The organism is Brevundimonas abyssalis TAR-001 (assembly GCF_000466985.1).
Lineage (GTDB): Bacteria > Pseudomonadota > Alphaproteobacteria > Caulobacterales > Caulobacteraceae > Brevundimonas > Brevundimonas abyssalis.
On the sequence record NZ_BATC01000006.1, the window covers coordinates 48141 to 65661 of the forward strand.

At 68.7% G+C, this 17521-nt stretch carries 19 protein-coding genes, 1 tRNA gene and 2 pseudogenes; 15 read left to right on the forward strand and 7 right to left on the reverse strand.

Features of this window, described 5'->3' with window-relative positions:
- Positions 1-87 precede the first annotated feature (87 nt).
- Positions 88-492, forward strand: a complete 405-nt coding sequence (locus tag MBEBAB_RS02925) for a PTS sugar transporter subunit IIA (protein ID WP_021696440.1) — start codon at positions 88-90, stop codon at positions 490-492.
- Positions 489-766 (forward strand): annotated as a pseudogene (locus MBEBAB_RS02930) (HPr family phosphocarrier protein). The gene MBEBAB_RS02925 and the pseudogene MBEBAB_RS02930 overlap by 4 nt, the downstream one beginning before the upstream one ends.
- 46 nt (positions 767-812) lie before the next feature.
- Here the strand turns inward: MBEBAB_RS02930 and MBEBAB_RS02935 are convergent.
- Positions 813-888, reverse strand: a tRNA-Ala gene (locus tag MBEBAB_RS02935).
- Between the two features lie 158 nt (positions 889-1046).
- Between MBEBAB_RS02935 and MBEBAB_RS02940 the strand changes: the two genes are divergently transcribed.
- The 7 genes from MBEBAB_RS02940 (at position 1047) to MBEBAB_RS02970 (ending at position 7707) form a co-directional block, all read left to right on the forward strand.
- On the forward strand, positions 1047-1355 hold the full coding sequence (locus MBEBAB_RS02940; RefSeq protein ID WP_021696442.1) for a YggT family protein: 309 nt from the start codon (positions 1047-1049) through the stop codon (positions 1353-1355).
- The gene (locus MBEBAB_RS02945; protein WP_021696443.1) at positions 1355-1636 is read left to right on the forward strand and encodes a DUF167 family protein; all 282 of its coding nucleotides are present in this window, start codon (positions 1355-1357) and stop codon (positions 1634-1636) included. Before MBEBAB_RS02940 ends, MBEBAB_RS02945 begins: the two co-directional genes overlap by 1 nt.
- An 88-nt stretch (positions 1637-1724) precedes the next feature.
- Positions 1725-3206, forward strand: a complete 1482-nt coding sequence (locus tag MBEBAB_RS02950; protein WP_021696444.1) for an amidohydrolase — start codon at positions 1725-1727, stop codon at positions 3204-3206.
- Entirely contained in the window at positions 3203-4555 is a 1353-nt protein-coding gene (locus MBEBAB_RS02955; protein WP_021696445.1) for an amidohydrolase family protein, read from the forward strand. The genes MBEBAB_RS02950 and MBEBAB_RS02955 overlap by 4 nt, the downstream gene beginning before the upstream one ends.
- Before the next feature lie 173 nt (positions 4556-4728).
- The gene (locus MBEBAB_RS02960; RefSeq protein ID WP_052516722.1) at positions 4729-6210 is read left to right on the forward strand and encodes a globin-coupled sensor protein; all 1482 of its coding nucleotides are present in this window, start codon (positions 4729-4731) and stop codon (positions 6208-6210) included.
- A 60-nt stretch (positions 6211-6270) separates the two neighbouring features.
- Positions 6271-7281 carry a biotin synthase BioB gene (gene bioB, locus MBEBAB_RS02965; RefSeq protein ID WP_021696447.1) on the forward strand — a complete coding sequence of 337 codons (1011 nt, stop codon included), beginning with the start codon at positions 6271-6273 and terminating at the stop codon, positions 7279-7281.
- 24 nt (positions 7282-7305) lie between these two features.
- A complete protein-coding gene (locus MBEBAB_RS02970) occupies positions 7306-7707 on the forward strand; it encodes a hypothetical protein (protein WP_021696448.1) in 402 nt (133 codons plus the stop codon).
- A gap of 3 nt (positions 7708-7710) precedes the next feature.
- On the opposite strand, the gene MBEBAB_RS02975 is transcribed toward MBEBAB_RS02970, so the two are convergent.
- Both MBEBAB_RS02975 and MBEBAB_RS02980 read right to left on the reverse strand, forming a co-directional pair.
- Positions 7711-8493: an SDR family oxidoreductase gene (locus MBEBAB_RS02975; RefSeq protein ID WP_021696449.1), complete on the reverse strand. Its 783-nt coding sequence runs from the start codon at positions 8491-8493 to the stop codon at positions 7711-7713.
- Positions 8490-8792, reverse strand: a complete 303-nt coding sequence (locus tag MBEBAB_RS02980) for a 4a-hydroxytetrahydrobiopterin dehydratase (RefSeq protein WP_021696450.1) — start codon at positions 8790-8792, stop codon at positions 8490-8492. Before MBEBAB_RS02980 ends, MBEBAB_RS02975 begins: the two co-directional genes overlap by 4 nt.
- 114 nt (positions 8793-8906) lie before the next feature.
- Here MBEBAB_RS02980 and MBEBAB_RS02985 point away from each other — a divergent pair.
- From MBEBAB_RS02985 to MBEBAB_RS03005, 5 genes and pseudogenes are all read left to right on the forward strand, one after another.
- Positions 8907-9673: pseudogene (locus MBEBAB_RS02985) on the forward strand (class I SAM-dependent methyltransferase).
- 47 nt (positions 9674-9720) lie between these two features.
- On the forward strand, positions 9721-11244 hold the full coding sequence (ubiB, locus tag MBEBAB_RS02990; RefSeq protein WP_045318749.1) for a 2-polyprenylphenol 6-hydroxylase: 1524 nt from the start codon (positions 9721-9723) through the stop codon (positions 11242-11244).
- A gap of 20 nt (positions 11245-11264) precedes the next feature.
- A complete protein-coding gene (locus tag MBEBAB_RS14930; RefSeq protein WP_021696453.1) occupies positions 11265-11672 on the forward strand; it encodes a hypothetical protein in 408 nt (135 codons plus the stop codon).
- A 99-nt stretch (positions 11673-11771) separates the two neighbouring features.
- A complete protein-coding gene (locus tag MBEBAB_RS03000; RefSeq protein WP_045318736.1) occupies positions 11772-12506 on the forward strand; it encodes a DUF3800 domain-containing protein in 735 nt (244 codons plus the stop codon).
- Positions 12507-12725: 219 nt separating this feature from the next.
- Positions 12726-13709: an aspartyl/asparaginyl beta-hydroxylase domain-containing protein gene (locus tag MBEBAB_RS03005; RefSeq protein WP_021696454.1), complete on the forward strand. Its 984-nt coding sequence runs from the start codon at positions 12726-12728 to the stop codon at positions 13707-13709.
- Positions 13710-13772: 63 nt separating this feature from the next.
- Here MBEBAB_RS03005 and MBEBAB_RS16425 read toward each other — a convergent pair whose 3' ends face one another.
- The gene (locus MBEBAB_RS16425; protein ID WP_021696455.1) at positions 13773-14300 is read right to left on the reverse strand and encodes a hypothetical protein; all 528 of its coding nucleotides are present in this window, start codon (positions 14298-14300) and stop codon (positions 13773-13775) included.
- Between the two features lie 76 nt (positions 14301-14376).
- Positions 14377-14787, reverse strand: coding sequence for an alternative ribosome rescue aminoacyl-tRNA hydrolase ArfB (arfB, locus tag MBEBAB_RS03015; protein ID WP_021696456.1), 411 nt, complete (start codon positions 14785-14787; stop codon positions 14377-14379).
- A 299-nt stretch (positions 14788-15086) separates the two neighbouring features.
- Between arfB and ahcY the strand changes: the two genes are divergently transcribed.
- On the forward strand, positions 15087-16478 hold the full coding sequence (gene ahcY / locus MBEBAB_RS03020; protein WP_021696457.1) for an adenosylhomocysteinase: 1392 nt from the start codon (positions 15087-15089) through the stop codon (positions 16476-16478).
- A gap of 68 nt (positions 16479-16546) precedes the next feature.
- Here the strand turns inward: ahcY and MBEBAB_RS03025 are convergent, their stop codons facing one another.
- The gene (locus MBEBAB_RS03025) at positions 16547-16996 is read right to left on the reverse strand and encodes an OmpA family protein (RefSeq protein ID WP_021696458.1); all 450 of its coding nucleotides are present in this window, start codon (positions 16994-16996) and stop codon (positions 16547-16549) included.
- A gap of 66 nt (positions 16997-17062) precedes the next feature.
- Positions 17063-17410, reverse strand: coding sequence for a YMGG-like glycine zipper-containing protein (locus MBEBAB_RS15510; protein ID WP_242397037.1), 348 nt, complete (start codon positions 17408-17410; stop codon positions 17063-17065).
- Between the last annotated feature and the right edge of the window lie 111 nt (positions 17411-17521).

Sequence of the window (17521 nt, forward strand, 5' to 3'; positions counted from 1 at the left end):
ACCGGACGGTCCGGCGGGGGCGCGAAGTTTCGTGAGGCGTTGCATGGCCACGTCAGCCATCTCTTCATCCGTTTCGGGCGGGTTCGCATGATCGGACTGGTGATCGTCACCCACGGGGGGCTGGCGACGGAATTCCTCTCGGCCATGGAGCATGTGGTGGGGCCCCAGCGCGGGACCGCCGCCATCTGCATCGGCCCCGAGGACGACATGGAGCGCCGCCGTCAGGACATCGTCGACGCCGCCGCAGCGGTGGACGAGGGCGAGGGCGTCATCCTGCTGACCGACATGTTCGGCGGCACCCCCTCCAACCTGGCCATCTCGGTGATGGAGCAGACGAAGGCCGAGGTCATCGCCGGGCTCAACCTGCCCATGCTGATCAAGCTGGCCAGCGTCCGTCAGCGCGAAAGCCTTGAGGCCTGCGTGGCCCATGCCCAGGACGCGGGCCGCAAATACATCGCCGTGGCGTCCTGGGTGCTGGCGGGCGAGAAATGAGCGAGACGGCCGCTGTCACCGTCGACATCTGCAACGCGCGCGGCCTGCACGCCCGCGCTCGGCCAAATTCGTCAAGCTGGCCTCCGGCTTCCAGTCCGAGGTCAAGGTGACCCGCGAGGGCGTCACCGTGGACGCCCGCTCCATCATGGGCCTGCTGATGCTGGGCGCGGGCCAGGGCTGCCCCATCGAGATCGCCGCCGAAGGCCCCGACGCCGCCGAAGCCGTCGCCGCCCTCAGCGACCTGGTCGGCTGCCGCTTCGAGGAAGAGCAGTAGGGCGGGCCTCGCGCCGGCCGCCCTCTTCATCTGATCGGGAAACGCCTGGTGGAGCCGAGGGGAGTCGAACCCCTGACCTCGTCATTGCGAACGACGCGCTCTACCAACTGAGCTACGGCCCCGTGCCGGGGTTCCAGGCGAGGGCGCGACATAGGCGGGGCGGCCCTGCGGTGTCAATAGAATCCCGAGTCCCCCCACCCGGATCGCCGGAAGGGTTTGGCGCGGGCGGCGAAGACCGCTAGAAGCGCCTCGACAACCCCTTGGGAGATTTGGGCGCGGCATGGCCGGTTTCATCTGTTTCATCGTCGGCGCGGTGCTGACGCTGCTGTTCTGGGCGATCATCATCAGCGCCATCATGAGCTGGCTGTTCGCCTTCGACGTGATCAACTACCGCAACCGCTTCGTGGCCCAGGTCGCGGGCTTCCTCGATCAGGTGACCGGGCCGCTGCTGGCGCCCCTGCGCCGGGTGATCCCGCCCCTGGGCGGCATCGATGTGACGCCGATCATCGTGCTGCTGGTCCTGCGCGGGGCGCAGCTCTATCTGCTGCCGCCCTTCTGCAGGCTGCTGTACGACGTCCTGCCCTTCTGATGACGCGGCTGACCGTGCGGCTCACCCCGCGCGGCGGCGCCGACTGCATCGACGGCTGGGAGACCGACGCCGGGGGCCGCCCCGTGCTCAAGGTGCGGGTGCGCGCCGCGCCCACGGACGGCCAGGCCAACGCCGGCCTGCTCGTCCTGATCGCCCGGACGCTGAAGATTCCCAAATCCGACGTGGCCCTCGCCCGCGGCGCCTCGGCCCGCGTCAAGACGCTTGAGATCACAGGCCTTTCCGAAGCCGAAATCCGCGCGCGGCTGGATTTGGACGGCTGAGGCGGCGATTGGGGCTTTTCCTGTCCGCCCTGACGCGCTTTGATGCCCCACGCTTCCAGATCGGGAAACGCAAGGGGCTGAAATATCCATGATTTCTCATCGCATGCGGGGCCGCGGCCTCGCGCTCGCGGGCTGTGCGCTGGCCGCCCTGGCCCTCACCGCCTGCGCCACCACCGGCGCGGCCGACAACGGCGGCGACGCGGCCTCGGCCCCCGCCCGGGAGCGCACCGAGCTGCCGCGCGGCCTGGACGCGGCGGCCAATCCCGATCCGTTCCCCTCCACCTATCAGCCCCTGCCGCGCCGTGACGCCGCCATCGTCGGCGCCACCGTCTTCACCGCCGCCGGCGAGCGCATCGAGAACGGCGTGGTCATCATGACCGACGGCCGTGTGGCGGCGGTCGGCGGCGCGAACACCCCGGTGCCCCAGGGCCACCAGGTGATCGACGCGCGCGGCCGCTTCGTCACCCCGGGCCTGATCGATGTGCACACCCATCTGGGCGTCTATCCCTCGCCCGGCGTGATGGGCATGTCCGACGGCAACGAGGCCACCAACCCCAACACCGCCTATGTCTGGTCCGAACATTCGGTCTGGCCCCAGGACCCCGGCTTCAACACCGCCCGCGCCGGCGGGGTGACGACGGTCATGGTCCTGCCCGGCTCGGCCAATCTGTTCGGCGGCCGCTCGGTGACCCTGCGCAATGTGCCCTCGGTGACCATGCAGGGCATGAAGTTCCCCGGCGCCCCCTACGGCGTGAAGATGGCCTGCGGCGAGAACCCGTCGCGGGTCTACGGCTCGCGCAACCAGAGCCCGGCCACCGGCATGGGCAATGTGGCGGGCTACCGCTCGGCCTTCATCGACGCCCAGAACTACGCCCGGCGCTGGAGCGAATGGCGCGAGGACGGGGAGGGAACGCCCCCCAACCGCGACCTGCGGCTCGAAACCCTGGCCGGGGTGCTGGACGGCTCCATCTCGGTGCAGAACCACTGCTACCGCGCCGACGAGATGGCGGTGATGATCGATATCGCCGAGGAGTTCGGCTATTCGATCCGCACCTTCCACCACGCCACCGAGGCCTACAAGATCGCCGACATGCTGGCCGAGAACGAGATCTGCGCCGCCATGTGGACGGGCTGGTGGGGCTTCAAGATGGAGGCCCTGGACGCCATCGAGGAGAACGTCGCCTTCGTCGACGCGCCCGAGAACAGCTGCGCGGTCATCCACTCCGACGACGACACCCTGATCCAGCGGCTCAATCAGGAAGCCGCCGCCGCCCTGTCCGCAGGTCGCCGCGCCGGACTGGATCTCAGCGAGGAGGACGCCCTGCGCTGGATCACCATCAACGCCGCCCGCGCCATCGGCGTGGACGACGAGACCGGCTCGCTGGAGCCCGGCAAGCGCGCCGATGTGGTGATCTGGGACGTGAGCCCGTTCAGCGTCTATGCGCGGGCCCAGCAGGTCTTCATCGACGGCGCCCTGACCTATGACCGGAACGATCCGGCCTATCAGCCGCGCACGGACTTCGAACTGGGCCAGCCCGGCCAGCCCAACACCGTCGGAGGCGCCCAATGATCCGCCGTAATTTCTTCAGCGCCCTGGCGGTCTGCGCCCTGGCCCTCGCCGCCGCGCCCGCCGTGGCTCAGGACGCCGTCGCCATCACCAATGGCCGCATCCTGACCGGCACGGGCGAGATCGCCTCCGGCACGGTGGTGATCCGCAATGGCCGCATCAGCGCCATCGGCCCCGACGCCGCGGTGCCCGCCGGCGCCCGCGTCATCGACGCCGCGGGCCGGGTGGTCACCCCCGGGATCGTGGCGGTGGATTCCGGCATCGGCGGCAGCGAGGTCTCCTCCGTCTCCGGCTCCAACGACCTGCGCCAGTCCAGCAACAGCCTCAGCGCCGCCTTCGACGTGTCGCGCGGCCTCGACCCCTGGTCCATCACTATTCCGGTGGCCCGCCTCGGCGGCGTCACCCGCGCGGTGGTCATGCCCCAGCATCCCGGCTCGTCCGGCGGCCATGTGCACGAGCACGAAACCGCCGGGGCCGGTCACGGCGGCTATCACACGCCGGGCCTGTTCGCGGGTCAGGCGGCGGTGGTGCATCTGGCGCGCGGGACCGACATCCTGGTGCGCTCCAATGTGGCCATGGTCGCGCCCTTCGGCGAGGCCGGCGCCGGCATCGCCGGCGGCGCGCGCGGGGCCGAGTTCACCCTGTTCCGCGAGACCATGGCCGAGGTTCGCCTCTACGCCCGCAACCGTCAGGCCTACGAGCGCGCGGGCCTGCGCGACCTGTCCCTGTCGCGCGCGGATCTGGAGGCCCTGATCCCGGTGGCCGAGGGCCGCATGCCGCTGGTGGTCAGCGTTCACCGCGCGGCCGACATCCTGCAGGTGCTGCGTCTGGCTGAGGAGGAGAACATCCGCCTGATCCTGGACGGCGCCGAGGAGGGCTGGCTGGTGGCCGACCGCATCGCGGCGGCGAACGTGCCGGTGCTGCTGAACCCGCTGGCCAATCTGCCCTCGAACTTCCAGGTGCGGGCCGCGCGGCAGGAGAACGCCGCCCGGCTGCACGCGGCGGGCGTGACCATCGCCATCAAGCCCGGCGGCTCGGCCCATAGGGCCCGGGACGCTCGCTACAACGCGGGCAACGCCGTGGCCAACGGCCTGCCGTTCGAGGCCGCCATCGCCGCCATCACCGTCAATCCGGCGCGTATCTTCGGCCAGGAGGGCTTCGGCGCCCTGGCCGTGGGACAGGCGGCGGACGTGGTGGTCTGGTCCGGAGACCCGCTGGAGCCCATGAACCAGCCCGAGGCGGTGTTCATCGCCGGGGTCGAACAGCCCCTCCAGGCCCGCAATCTGGAGCTTCGCGACCGGTATCACCCCAACCGCGACCAGCGCATGCCGCACGCCTACAGCCCGCGCTGAGGCAGGCGCCTGCGAGGATTGGAAAGGGCGGTTCTCCGGAGCCGCCCTTTTTCACGCCCGGCGCCCAGGCGAAACGTCGCAACCGCTGTTAATCCCTGCAAAACCACTTCGGGAGCAAGGGTATCGCATTCTTACGGCGGGTTCGAATCCGCTCATATTTTTAGAGACTTACAGTGTCCGCCGATAATCTTTCGCAACGCATGGCCTTTATGCGCCTGGCTGAACCTTCTGCGGCCTATCGGGCCGTTGAGCCCATTCTGCGCGAGGCCCTGCCCGGGGCCCTCACCCGCTTCTATGGTCAGATCGAGCAGACGCCGGAGGTCCGGCGCTTTTTCTCGGGTCCCGGCCACATGCAGGCCGCCCAGGCCGCCCAGGCCAGACACTGGGACGCCCTGATTCGAGGGCGGCCCGACGCTGACTACGCGGCCTCCGTCCGCACCATCGGCCAGGTCCACGCCCGCATCGGGCTGGAGCCGCGCTGGTACATCGGCGGCTACAGCCTGATCCTGGCCGAACTGGTCAAGGCTGTCGCCGCGCGTCCCCGCAAGAGGTTCGCCGGCGCCGCCCATGAGGCCCAGACCGCAGAGGCCGTGGCCGAACTCACCCAGCGGGTCCTGCTGGATATGGATCTGGCCATCTCCATCTATCTGGAAGCCCTCCAGGCCGAACGGGATCGGGTCGCCGTCGAACAGCAGGAGGCCGAGGCCCGTCAGGCGCGCGTGGTGACGGCGCTGGGGGCCGCCCTGAAGGCCCTGGCGGCCGGAGACCTGTCCGTCTCCATCGACCAGCCCTTCCCCGACGAGTACAGTTCGCTCCGGGACGACTTCCATACCGCCGTCGGGGCGCTTGAAGCCGCCATGTCCGGGGTCGTGGAAAGCGCCGCGGCCCTCTCTTCCGCCTCGGCCCAGCTGGCCAGCGCATCGGACGACCTGTCGCTTCGCACCGAACAGCAGGCCGCGCATCTGGAACGCACCGTGGCCACGGCCGACGGGATCGCCCAGGCCGTCGCCCAGACCGCCGCCGACGCCGCCCAGGCGGCGGGCGCCGCCGCCTCCACCCGCCGCGAGGTGGAGCAGGGGGTGGCTGTGGTGGTTCAGGCCCGCACGGCCATGGAGGCCATTCGCGCATCCTCGGAGAACGTCGCGGGCTTCGTCAGCCTGATCGACGAAATCGCCTTCCAGACCAATCTGCTGGCCTTGAACGCCGGCGTCGAGGCGGCCCGGGCGGGCGACGCGGGCCGCGGCTTCGCGGTGGTGGCGTCCGAAGTCCGGGCCCTGGCGCAACGGTCCGCCGAGGCCTCGGGTGAAATCCGCGACCTGATCCGGCGTTCGGGCGAACAGGTCAACGAGGGCGTGCAACTGGTGGACCGCACCGGTCAGGCGCTGGAGCGCATCGATACCCAGGTGACCAGCGTGGACAGCCTGGCCGAGGCCATGGCGTCCTCGGCGCGGCGTCAGGCCGATGACCTGGCCGACGTGAAGGCCGCCTTCACCCATATGGACTCCATCACCCAGCAGAACGCCGCCATGACCGAGGAGGCCACCGCCGCCACGCGCCAGATGGCGAGCGAGGCCGACGGTCTGAACCGCCAGGTGGGCCGCTTCCGCCTGGGCGGGGCGCGGCGCCCGGTCGATAACCTGCGTCTGGCGAGCTGACGATTGCGGGTTCATCCCCGGCGCGGGCGCTGCTAAGCCGCCTGTTCGAGGAGGCCCGACATGAACGCACCCGTCCGCATCCAGGATCTGTCCATCCCGCGCCACGACTGGCGCCTGGACGAGGTCGAGGCCCTGTTCGCCCGGCCGTTCATGGAGCTGGTGTTCGACGCCGCCGCCGTGCACCGGCGCTGGTTCGACCCGTCCGCCGTCCAGAAGTCCCAGCTGCTGTCGGTCAAGACCGGCGGCTGCGCCGAGAACTGCGGCTACTGCAGCCAGTCGGCCCACTTCAGGACCGGCCTGAAGGCCGAGAAGCTGATGGACGCCCAGGTGGTCATCGCCGAGGCCATGGCGGCCAAGGCGGGCGGCGCGGACCGTTTCTGCATGGGCGCGGCCTGGCGCGAGCTGAAGGACCGCGACCTGCCGAAACTGGCGGCCATGATCGGCGGGGTGAAGGCCCTGGGTCTGGAGACCTGCGCCACCCTCGGCATGCTGACGGCCGAGCAGGCGAAGGAGCTCAAGGAGGCCGGGCTCGACTACTACAACCACAACCTGGACACCGGGCCGGAATATTACGCCGAGGTGGTGACGACGCGCACCTATCAGGAGCGGCTCGACACCCTGGAGCATGTGCGCAACGCGGGCATGGCCACCTGCTGCGGCGGCATCGTCGGCATGGGCGAAAGCCGCCGTGACCGGGCCAGCCTGCTGCACGCCCTGGCCACCCTGCCCGAACATCCCGACAGCCTGCCGGTCAATGCGCTGGTCCCGGTCACCGGCACGCCGCTGGGCGAGCGGGTGATGCGGGAGGGCGAGATCGACCCCATCGAGTTCGTGCGCACCGTGGCCGTGGCCCGCATCGTCTGCCCCAAATCCATGGTCCGCCTGTCCGCCGGGCGCGAGGGCATGAGCCCGGAGATGCAGGCGCTCTGTTTCCTGGCCGGGGCCAATTCCATCTTCGTGGGCGGCAAGCTGCTGACCACGCCGAACCCCGAGGAGGACGAGGACGCGCGCCTGTTCGCCCTGCTGGACCTGAAGCCCTACATTTCCGCCGAGCGCGTAACCCCGGATTAAGCGGCGCCGGGGCAGGGTGCGGCCATGGATCGCCGCGCCCTCATCGGACTGGCTCTCGTCGCCGCCTCGGCCGGATCGGCCGCGGCCGCCGCGCCCGCGTCGGACGACGGCGGGGCGCCGGCCGCCAGCTACATCAATCTGAACAGCATCAACGGCTCGGTCACCCGCGCCAGCGGCCGCCGGGGCATCCTGACCGTGGACGTGGGCATCGACGTGCCGGATGTGGATCTGCGCGCCGTGGCCGCCAGCGCCGGACCGCGCCTGCGCGCCCAGATGGTGCAGGTGGTCCAGAGCTTCGCCGCCTCGCTGCGTCCCGGCGAACCGCCGGACGTGCACCGCCTGTCCCGCGACCTTCAGTTCGCCGTCAATCAGGCCCTGGGCCGTCGCGGCGCCCGCGTCCTGCTCGGCACGGTGATGGTGGTTTGAGGCCTATTGCGCCGACATGCCGCCGTCGATCTTGAACTCGGCGCCGGTGATGAATTTGCTCTCGTCCGAGGCCAGATAGACCACGCACCAGGCCACGTCGTCCGGCTCGCCGATGCGCTTGAGCGGAATGCCGCGCGCCAGCTTGTCGTGGGCCACAGCCTCGTCGCCGCCGGCCATGGCGACGAACGGGTCCAGAATCCCGGTCTTGATGAACACCGGATGCACCGAGTTGGACCGCACCCCGTTGCGCGCCTTCGCGCACTCCAGCGCCACGGTCTTGGAGAACAGCCAGACCGCCGCCTTGGACGCATTGTAGGGCCCCATGCCCGGCGTCGCCGTCAGCCCGGCGATGGACGAGATGTTGACGATCGAGCCCCGTCCCGACTTCGCCAGATGCGGAATGGCGTGCTTGCAGCCCAGCATGACCGACTCGACATTGATGGCCTGCACCCGCCGCCAGGCGTCCAGATCGGTCTCCACCACCGGCTTCAGTTCACCGCCGATGCCCGCATTGTTGACCAGCACCGACAGCCCGCCCAGATCGCTGACGGCCCGCTCGATCACGTCGATCCACTGCCCTTCATCGGTGACGTCGTGGGCGTAGGCGAAGGCCGCGTCCGGGTGGTCGGCGTTGATGGCGTCCGCCAGCGCCCGGGCCCCGGCCTCGTCGATGTCGGTCAGGGCCAGCCGCGCGCCCTCTTCGGCCATGCGCCGCGCCATGGCCTGTCCCAGCCCGCCCGCCGCCCCGGTGATCAGGGCGATCTTGCCTTCAAGCCGCCCGCTCATTTCCCGCCCAGCCCCACGGCCGCGCCGTTCATGAATTCCGCCATCGCCACGTCCAGCCCCGTGACCCCGTCGGCGTCGTGGGTGGTCAGCAGCACCTCGACCCGGTTGTAGACATTGGACCACTCCGGATGGTGGTCCATTTTATCCGCCTTCAGGGCCACGCGGGTCATGAAGCCGAAGGCCGCGTTGAAGTCCTCGAACACGAACTTGCGCACGATGGCGTCCCGCTCGCCGGGCGCCCGGGCCCAGCCCGGCAGTCCTTCCAGAGCCTTTTCAGCCCCGATGCGTTCAGCGGCCATGTCCGTCTCCTTTGACAATCCTGTCTCCGGCCTATCGCGCACCGCTCCCTGCGGCAAGCGGATGCGGCCACGTGCGGCGGTGACGGCGCGCCCCGCACCCGCTAAAGCGATGCCATGACCGAGCCTGCGCAAAAGACCTCATCCTTCGGCTTCCGCGACGTGGACGCGCGCGAGAAGGTTCAGCTGGTGCGCGGGGTGTTCGATTCCGTGGCCTCCAACTACGACCTGATGAACGACCTCATGAGCGGGGGCGTGCACCGGCTGTGGAAGGACGCGGCGGCGGCGAAGCTCAATCCCCGCCCCGGCGAGCGCATCCTCGACGTGGCCGGCGGCACCGGCGACATGGCCCGCCGCTATGCGAAGATGGCCCGCCGCGCCCAGCAGCGTCTGGGCGGCGCCGACGCGAGGTCATCGTGCTGGACTACAACGCCGAGATGATCATGGCCGGGGTCCACAAGGGCGGCGAGCCCGAGATGACCTGGACCGTCGGCGACGCCATGGCCCTGCCGCTGCCGGACGCCAGCGTGGACGCCTATTCCATCAGCTTCGGCATCCGCAATGTGGCCGACATCCCCCAGGCCCTCCGCGAAGCCCGCCGCGTGCTCAAGCCCGGCGGCCGCTTCCTGTGTCTGGAGTTCTCGCGCCCCACCGCCGAGCCCATCCGCAAGGCCTATGACCTGTGGTCCTTCAACGCCATCCCGGCCATCGGCGGCTGGGTGGCGAAGGACCGGGACAGCTACCAGTATCTGGTGGAAAGCATCCGCCGCTTCCCCGATCAGAACACCTTCAAGGCCATGATCGAGGACGCCGGCTTCAGCCGGGTCACCGTCACCAACCTGTCCGGCGGGGTCGCCGCCATCCATCACGGCTGGGCCCTCTGACCGTGCCCTTCAATCCGTCGCCCGAGACCGCCGCCCCCCTGCCGCCCGTGCGCGTGCGCGACCCCGTGGGATCCTTCTTGCGGCTGCAGGGCTGGCTGTGGGTGCTGATCCGCCACGACGCCCTGGCGCCGCGCGAGATCACCCCCCTGCTGCCGGTCTGGGCCCGGATGATCGCGCGGTTCCTGCACCTGTTCTCCGGGCCCCAGGGCCGCGCCGGCCGCCCGGGCCAGCGTCTGGGCGCCGCCTTCGAGCACCTGGGGCCCGTGGCCATCAAGCTGGGCCAGGTGCTGGCCACCCGCGCCGACATCTTCGGGACCGAGTTCGCCCGCGACCTGGGCCGGCTCAAGGACCGCCTGCCGCCGTTCCCCATCGATCAGGCCCGCCGCGAGGTGCAGCGCTCGCTGGGCCGCCCTGTGGAGGCCCTGTTCACCGATTTCCAGCCCGCCATCGCCGCCGCCTCCCTGGCCCAGGCCCACCCCGCGTATCTGGCCGACGGCCGCAAGGTGGCGGTCAAGGTGCTGCGCCCGGGCGTGGAGCGCCGCGTCGCCCTCGGCCTCGACGCCATGCGGCTGGGCGCCAAACTCACCCGCCGCTTCGTGCCCCTGCTGCGCCGTCTGGAGCCCGAGGCCTTCGTCGAGACCATCGCCCGCGCCCTGCAGCTGGAACTGGACATGCGGCTCGAGGCCGCCGCCGCCAGCGAGCTGGGCGAGATCATGTCCCGCGACGGCCACATGACCGCCCCCGCCGTCATCTGGGACGGGGTCGGCAAGCGGGTCCTGACGCTGGAGTGGGCCGAGGGCATGCCCATGACCGACCCCGCCGCCGCCGAGCAGCCGGGGCTGGACAAGAACCAGCTGGCCGACAACATCGTGCGCGCCTTCCTGTCCCAGGCCCTGGACCACGGCGTCTTCCACGCCGATCTGCACGAGGGCAATCTGTTCTGCTCGGCCCCGGCCCAGGCCGTGGCGGTGGACTTCGGCATCGTCGGCCGCCTCGGCCCCGGCGAGCGCCGCTACCTGGCCGAGATCCTGTGGGGCTTCCTCACCCGCGACTATCCCCGCATCGCCCGGGTCCATTTCGAGGCCGGCTATGTGCCCCCCGTCCATTCGGTGGAGACCTTCGCCCAGGCCCTGCGCGCGGTGGGCGAGCCGGTCATCGGCAAACAGGCGTCCCAGGTGTCCATGGGCCGCCTGCTGGGCCAGCTGTTCGAGATCACCGACCTGTTCGACATGCACCTGCGTCCCGAACTGATCCTGCTGCAGAAGACCATGGTCTCGGTGGAGGGCGTGGCCCGCCGCCTCAATTCCGATCACGACCTGTGGGAGGCCGCCAAGCCGGTGGTGGAGCAGTGGATCCAGCGCGAGCTGGGCCCCAAGGCCAAGGCCCGCGATGTCTTGCAGGAAGGCCTCGACACCCTGCGCGCCCTGTCCAGATGGGCCCAGGCCCCCCACGCGCCCCAGACCATCGTCATCGAGCGCCGGGTCGCCGCCCGCTGGCCCGCCGTGCTATCCATCATCGCCGCTGCCGGGGCCGCCGTCGCCCTGATCCTGTCCACGGGCGTCCTGTCGTGACCCCCAGCCGGAGCACCCCCATGAAGCCGATCCTGTTCGCCCCCATTCTTGCGATGTCGCTCGCCCTCGTCCCCGCCGCTGCCCTGGCGCAAGACAACCACGCCGGCCACGGCGACCACGCCGCCCATGCCGAGGCGCAGGTCTCCGCCGAAGAAACCATGCTGCGCACCACCATCGCGGCCATGCAGGCCGGAACCCCCAACTACGACGACATGGTCACGGAACTGGCCGACGCCGTCCGCGCCGGCGAGGCCTCCATCACCCCCATGATCCAGGGCTTCGGCGCCGTCCAGACCCTCGAGCATCAGGGCGAGGTCCAGGGCGCCCAGCACTACCGCGCCACCTTCGACAACGCCGTCACCGACTGGTTCATCGCCCTCGGCGACGACGGCAAGATCGCCGGTCTGGTGTTCCGCCCGGCGGGGTAGATGGGGCAGGCGAGGGGGCGAAGGGCACGGTCGTCGTGACGACCGGGTAACCTAAGCGTCCCTCTAGCGAGTCCCTGACTGCTCTGCCAATAATCGGAAATGCCGTTCTCCGATTACATCGTCTTCGCCGACGAGAGCGGCTCGCCTGTTCTGGAAAGACCAGACCCGACTTTTCCGGTCTTCGTCCTCAACTGCGTCCTGGCATCCAAGGTCGACTACGCTGATCGTATCGTGCCTCGACTCCAACGATTGAAGTTTGACTTCGTGGGGCATGACCAACTTATGCTGCACGAACGGGATATCCGCCGACAACAGAAGGATTTCGCCTTCCTTCAGGCCGATGCAGCAGGGCGCGAAGCCTTTCTGAACCGTATAAACAGCATTGTTTCCGAAGCGGAAATCGATGTCATTGCCGCTGTGATTCACAAAATCCGGCTCGCGGAGAAGTACGCCAAGCCCTGGAGCCCGTACGAGATCGCGCTCCATTTCTGCATGGAGACTTTGCTGGCTCGGCTCCGGCAGCTCGGTCAGGAGGGGCGGATCGTGCACGTCGTCTTCGAGAGTCGAGGCAAGAAGGAAGACGCGGAGCTGGAGCTTCACTTCCGGCGCATAACCGTCAATCAGGCGAATTGGGGATATAAGCAGCCTGATTTTCGCGCGATGGAGTGGGAGCCCGTTTTTGCCGACAAAAAGTGCAACTCATCAGGACTGCAACTTGCAGATCTGATTGCGCGCCCCATCGGCTTGAAGGTTCTACGCCCGATGCAGGAAAACCGGGCCTTCGACGTTATGCAACCGAAGCTCGCCCATGGCGGCATGAAGGTGTTCCCTTGAAAGCAGAAGGCCCCCGACAAAAGCCGGGAGCCCCACGCCGACCGAGAAACCCCAGTCCATTTGAGGCCCAACTTAGGTGTGATCGGTCAACAAGTCCATAACTGGCCATGCTGGCCCGGAGCCTCGACCCCGAGGCCCCCCCCACCCCAAACCCTCACATCCCGCTTGGACAATCCCGAGCTTGGCCGTAAGACTCCGGCCGGGGTCGGGGGACAATCCATGAGCTTCAGTGTCGTCGCGCTGTCTGCGCTGGTGCTGTATTCGCTGTGTTCGATCGCATACGTCTATCGCTGGCGCGGGCGCACCCGCTACGCCAGCCTGACCCAGTATCTGCGCAAGTCCTGGCCCATCTTCGCGCCCCTGAACTGCGTCCTGTACATGACCACCCGCCCCTGGGCGCGCGGGCCGGTGACGGCGGCGGAGCGCATGCCCAACCTGGCCCTGCTGCGGGACAACTGGCAGGTGATCCGCGACGAGGCCCTGGCCCTGCAGGCCGGCGGCGCCTTCGAGGCGGCCAAGGCCGAGGGTTCGGCGGGCTCCTACGACCTGGGCTTCCGCACCTTCTTCAAGCGCGGCTGGAGCAAATTCTATCTCACCTGGTACGGGACCACCCACCGCTCGGCCCAGCGCACCTGTCCGCGCACCGTGGCCCTGCTGAACCAGATCCCCGAGGTGAAGGGGGCCATGTTCACGGTCCTGCCCGCGGGGTCCGAACTGACCCTGCACGCCGACCCGCTGGCCTGTTCCCTGCGCTATCATCTGGGCCTGCGCACGCCCAACGCGGACGCGTGTCTGATCGAGGTGGACGGCGTGCCCATGTCCTGGCGCGACGGTCAGGACTTCATCTTCGACGAGACCTATCCCCATCAGGCCCGCAACGACACGGGCGACAGCCGCCTGATCCTCATGTGCGACGTGGCCCGGCCCCTCAACGTCTTCGGCCGGGTGTTCAACGCCGGCTACCGCCGTCTGGCCGCCGGAACGCTGGTGCCCAATACGGCGGAGGACCAGCGCGGCTTCGTCAGCGCCCTGTTCGCCTCGCTCGCGCCCATCAGCGCCCGGATCCGGGCCCTGAAACAGACCGACGTCCGCCGCTACAAGCTGATCAAGCACACGGTCAACGCCGCCCTGCTGCTCGTGGTCATGGCCGGGGCCTACGGCCTGTTCGAGCTGGTGGAGGCCGCCACCGACGCCCTGATCTGAGGGCGCCGCCTGTCGACCCTTCTGATAGCGGCCGCCCGGGCGTGGACCCGGGCGGCCGGTCTCTCACTGCTCCTGCAGGATGCGGGTGGCGGTGTAGCAGGCCGAGGCGTCGCCGCAGCTGAAGACGGTGGTGCGCACCGTGTAGCGGCCCTGCGCCGTCGGGGTGACGTTCACCACCGGATAGTCGTCCACCAGGGTGTCGCTGTCGACCACCACGCCCTCGGCGTTCTCCAGATAGAGATCCACGTCCGAGCAATTGGCGTCACAGCCGGCGATGATGCGGTAGGCGACGCCTTCCTGAAGCGTCACGGACCAGCGGTCCTGCCCGCTGTCGGCCAGCGGCGCGACGCGGTCCTCAAATCCGGACGCGCGCGTATAGCCGCTCGCCAGATCCCGCACGTGCTGGTCCAGCGCCGCGGTCGCCTGGGCGGCGCCCGCCTGCCGTTGTTCGGCGCTCAGGGCCGCCGCCGGCGTCTCGTCCACCGCGGGCCCATGGTCCACCGGCTCCGCGCCGCCGCAGGCCGCGAGGCCCGCTGTCAAGGCGAGGGCGGCGGCCAGGCGAAGGATGGTCTGGTTGGTGGCGAGGGGCATAGGCTGAAATCTCCTGAATCAAGCTTGGCCGTAAGCCTATGCATAACGGAGTTCGGCTTGTCGACCGCCCTGGGGCTCAGTCGCTGAAATCCGGCCGTCCCCGCCCGGCCTTGATCTTCGACCGCCCCGCCTTGGCCTGAAGGCGCCGTTCCTTCGACCCCTTGGTGGGCTTGGTGCGGATGCGCTTCACCGGGGCGATGCGGGCCTTCTCGATCAGGGCGTTCAGCCGCTCCACCGCGTCGTCGCGGTTGCGCTCCTGGGTGCGGAAGCGCGTGGCCGTGATCTGGATGACGCCCTCATTGGTCAGGCGCGAGCCCGCCGCCTTCATCAGCCGCGTCCGCACCGCCTCGTCCAGCGACGGCGACCTGGCCGCGTCGAAGCGCATGTGCACGGCGGTGGACACCTTGTTGACGTTCTGGCCGCCCGGCCCGCCCGCGCGGAAATAGCGGAACTCCAGCTCGTCCTCGGGCACGAGGGGTTCGGTCATGTCATCCTGCTCCGGCGCACACGCCACACTCCCAAATACCGTCATTCCCGGCCTTGTGCCGGGAATCCATAATCACGGACCCGTCCGGGCGCGCCGTGCCCCGTCCGCGCGTATGGATCGCCGGGACAAGCCCGGCGATGACGAGGACGGGGGCGTTCAACCGCATCAATCCGGACTCCCGCACATCTGCAACCGCCCCGGCCTCATAAACATATAAAGACATCCTTATATGTTTGTTGCCCCGCGCGCCCTGGACCGCTATAGCGCGCTCAAACCTTCAAGACACGTCAGGAACGAACATGGTCGACTACATCGTCCGCGATATCTCCCTCGCCGACTGGGGCAACAAGGAGATCGAGATCGCCGAAACCGAAATGCCGGGCCTGATGGCCCTGCGTGAGGAATACGGCAAGGCCCAGCCCCTCAAGGGCGCGCGCATCGCCGGCTCGCTGCACATGACGATCCAGACCGCCGTGCTGATCCAGACGCTGGAAGCCCTGGGCGCCGACGTGCGCTGGGCCTCGTGCAACATCTATTCGACCCAGGACCACGCCGCCGCCGCCATCGCCGCGTCCGGCACCCCGGTGTTCGCCACCAAGGGCGAGACCCTGGAAGAGTACTGGGACTACGCCCACAAGATCTTCGAATGGTCCGACGGCGGCTATCCCAACCTGATCCTGGACGACGGCGGCGACGCCACCCTGCTGACCGTGCTGGGCCCCAAGGCCGAGAAGGACGCCTCGGTTCTGGACAATCCCCAGAACGAGGAAGAGGAAGCCCTGTTCGGCGTCATGAAGCGGTACCTGAAGGAGAAGCCCGGCTTCTATTCGGCCATTCGCGACGCCATCAAGGGCGTGTCCGAGGAAACCACCACCGGCGTGCACCGCCTGTACGAGCTGGCCAAGAAGGGCGAGCTTCCGTACCCGGCCATCAACGTCAACGACAGCGTCACCAAGTCCAAGTTCGACAACCTGTACGGCTGTCGCGAGTCGCTGGTGGACGCCATCCGCCGCGGCACCGACGTGATGCTGTCGGGCAAGGTGGCCGTGGTCTGCGGCTACGGCGACGTGGGCAAGGGCTCGGCCGCCTCGCTGCGCCAGGGCGGCGCCCGGGTCATCGTCACCGAGATCGACCCCATCTGCGCCCTGCAGGCGGCCATGGAAGGCTATGACGTCCAGACCCTGGACGACGTGTGCGACAAGGCCGACATCTTCGTCACCGCCACCGGCAACAAGGACGTGATCACCGTCGATCACATGCGCCGGATGAAGATGAACGCCATTGTCTGCAACATCGGCCACTTCGATTCCGAGATTCAGGTCGCGGGCCTGAAGAACATGAAGTGGGACGAGATCAAGCCGCAGGTGGACCACATCGAGTTCCCGAACGGCAACAAGATCATCCTGCTGTCCAAGGGGCGTCTGGTGAACCTGGGCAACGCCACGGGCCACCCGTCCTTCGTCATGTCGGCGTCCTTCACCAACCAGACCCTGGCCCAGATCGAGCTGCACACCAATCTGTCGGCCTACGAGAACCAGGTCTACGTCCTGCCCAAGCACCTGGACGAGAAGGTCGCGGCCCTGCACCTGGACAAGCTGGGCGCCAGGCTGACCGTCCTGAGCAAGGAGCAGTCCGACTACATCGGCGTGCCGACCGAGGGCCCGTTCAAGCCGGACCACTACCGCTACTGATCCATGTGATCGATTTTGCAAAAGGCCCGCCCCTCCACAGGGCGGGCCTTTTTTCTATGGAGCTTTGCCTATCGGGGCCGGGCGTGGATGACGATCTCGGTGCGCCGCCGCAGGGGCTCGGACAGGCCGCCGTCGGTGGTCGCCCCCGCATCGCCGCCCGCCGACAGGGTGAAGGTGGGGCTGGGCCATCCGGCCTCGATCAGGGCGTCCGCCACCGCCCGCGCCCGCCGCTCGGACAGGGTCTGGTTGCTGGCGGAGTCGCCCGTCGAGCTGGCCAGGCCGATCACGTCCACGCCCTCGACCCGGCAGCCCTGCAGCCGCTCGCCGGTCAGGGCGATCAGCTCCTGCGCCGGCCGCGCGATGCGCGCCTCGCCTTCCTCGAAATAGATGTCCAGCCGCTGCTCGGTGCAGCCCGCCGTGTCCGCAATCAGCTCTGACCGGTCCCAAAGCCCGTTCGCGCCGCAGCCCGAAACCACGAGAGCCGCCACCGCCGCCGCCGCAATCCTGAAACGCATCATCTGTCCCCTCCCAAATCTTCCCCATGAAAAAGGGCGGCCCGCGTCGGGACCGCCCTTTCACCCGTTTCACCCGAAGGTCTGAAACAGCCTACCAGCGGACGCGCGTGCCATCTTCCCAATAGCACTCGGTCTGCCGGTTGTCGTAGCAGTAGTAGTACTGGCCGTTGGCGGCGCGATAGCGCTGCTGATTGTTGCGGTCCTGGGACGAGCCCCGGATCGCGCCGACGGCGCCCCGATGGCCGCACCGGCCACGGTGGCTTCGGTGTTGCCGCCGATGATCTGTCCTGCAGCCGCGCCGATAGCAGCGCCGATGGCGCCCTGGCGAACGGTCTGATTGGTGTTGCCGTACGGGTCGCTGGCGCAGGCGCTGGCCAGCAAGCCGGCTCCTGCAATCGCGATCATGATCTTTTTCATTGGATGTCCCTTCGGTCCGAGTAAGTCGCCCCCGAGGCGAGAACGCTGGATTACCGCTCCGGTTCCCTGACTATGATTGTGGTTAAGGTTGCGTTAAACATTTCATCAGGA

Excerpts from the sequence above, each read along its gene's own strand:
- MBEBAB_RS02925 (WP_021696440.1), top strand. The coding sequence starts at position 88 with ATGATCGGACTGGTGATCGTCACCCACGGGGGGCTGGCGACGGAATTC.
- MBEBAB_RS02975 (WP_021696449.1), bottom strand. The coding sequence starts at position 8,493 with ATGAGCGGGCGGCTTGAAGGCAAGATCGCCCTGATCACCGGGGCGGCG.
- MBEBAB_RS15510 (WP_242397037.1), bottom strand. The coding sequence starts at position 17,410 with ATGAAAAAGATCATGATCGCGATTGCAGGAGCCGGCTTGCTGGCCAGC.
- ahcY (WP_021696457.1), top strand. The coding sequence starts at position 15,087 with ATGGTCGACTACATCGTCCGCGATATCTCCCTCGCCGACTGGGGCAAC.
- MBEBAB_RS02955 (WP_021696445.1), top strand. The coding sequence starts at position 3,203 with ATGATCCGCCGTAATTTCTTCAGCGCCCTGGCGGTCTGCGCCCTGGCC.
- MBEBAB_RS02980 (WP_021696450.1), bottom strand. The coding sequence starts at position 8,792 with ATGGCCGCTGAACGCATCGGGGCTGAAAAGGCTCTGGAAGGACTGCCG.
- MBEBAB_RS03005 (WP_021696454.1), top strand. The coding sequence starts at position 12,726 with ATGAGCTTCAGTGTCGTCGCGCTGTCTGCGCTGGTGCTGTATTCGCTG.
- MBEBAB_RS03025 (WP_021696458.1), bottom strand. The coding sequence starts at position 16,996 with ATGATGCGTTTCAGGATTGCGGCGGCGGCGGTGGCGGCTCTCGTGGTT.
- MBEBAB_RS02970 (WP_021696448.1), top strand. The coding sequence starts at position 7,306 with ATGGATCGCCGCGCCCTCATCGGACTGGCTCTCGTCGCCGCCTCGGCC.
- MBEBAB_RS02950 (WP_021696444.1), top strand. The coding sequence starts at position 1,725 with ATGATTTCTCATCGCATGCGGGGCCGCGGCCTCGCGCTCGCGGGCTGT.
- MBEBAB_RS02940 (WP_021696442.1), top strand. The coding sequence starts at position 1,047 with ATGGCCGGTTTCATCTGTTTCATCGTCGGCGCGGTGCTGACGCTGCTG.
- MBEBAB_RS14930 (WP_021696453.1), top strand. The coding sequence starts at position 11,265 with ATGAAGCCGATCCTGTTCGCCCCCATTCTTGCGATGTCGCTCGCCCTC.
- bioB (WP_021696447.1), top strand. The coding sequence starts at position 6,271 with ATGAACGCACCCGTCCGCATCCAGGATCTGTCCATCCCGCGCCACGAC.
- arfB (WP_021696456.1), bottom strand. The coding sequence starts at position 14,787 with ATGACCGAACCCCTCGTGCCCGAGGACGAGCTGGAGTTCCGCTATTTC.
- MBEBAB_RS03000 (WP_045318736.1), top strand. The coding sequence starts at position 11,772 with ATGCCGTTCTCCGATTACATCGTCTTCGCCGACGAGAGCGGCTCGCCT.
- MBEBAB_RS02945 (WP_021696443.1), top strand. The coding sequence starts at position 1,355 with ATGACGCGGCTGACCGTGCGGCTCACCCCGCGCGGCGGCGCCGACTGC.
- MBEBAB_RS16425 (WP_021696455.1), bottom strand. The coding sequence starts at position 14,300 with ATGCCCCTCGCCACCAACCAGACCATCCTTCGCCTGGCCGCCGCCCTC.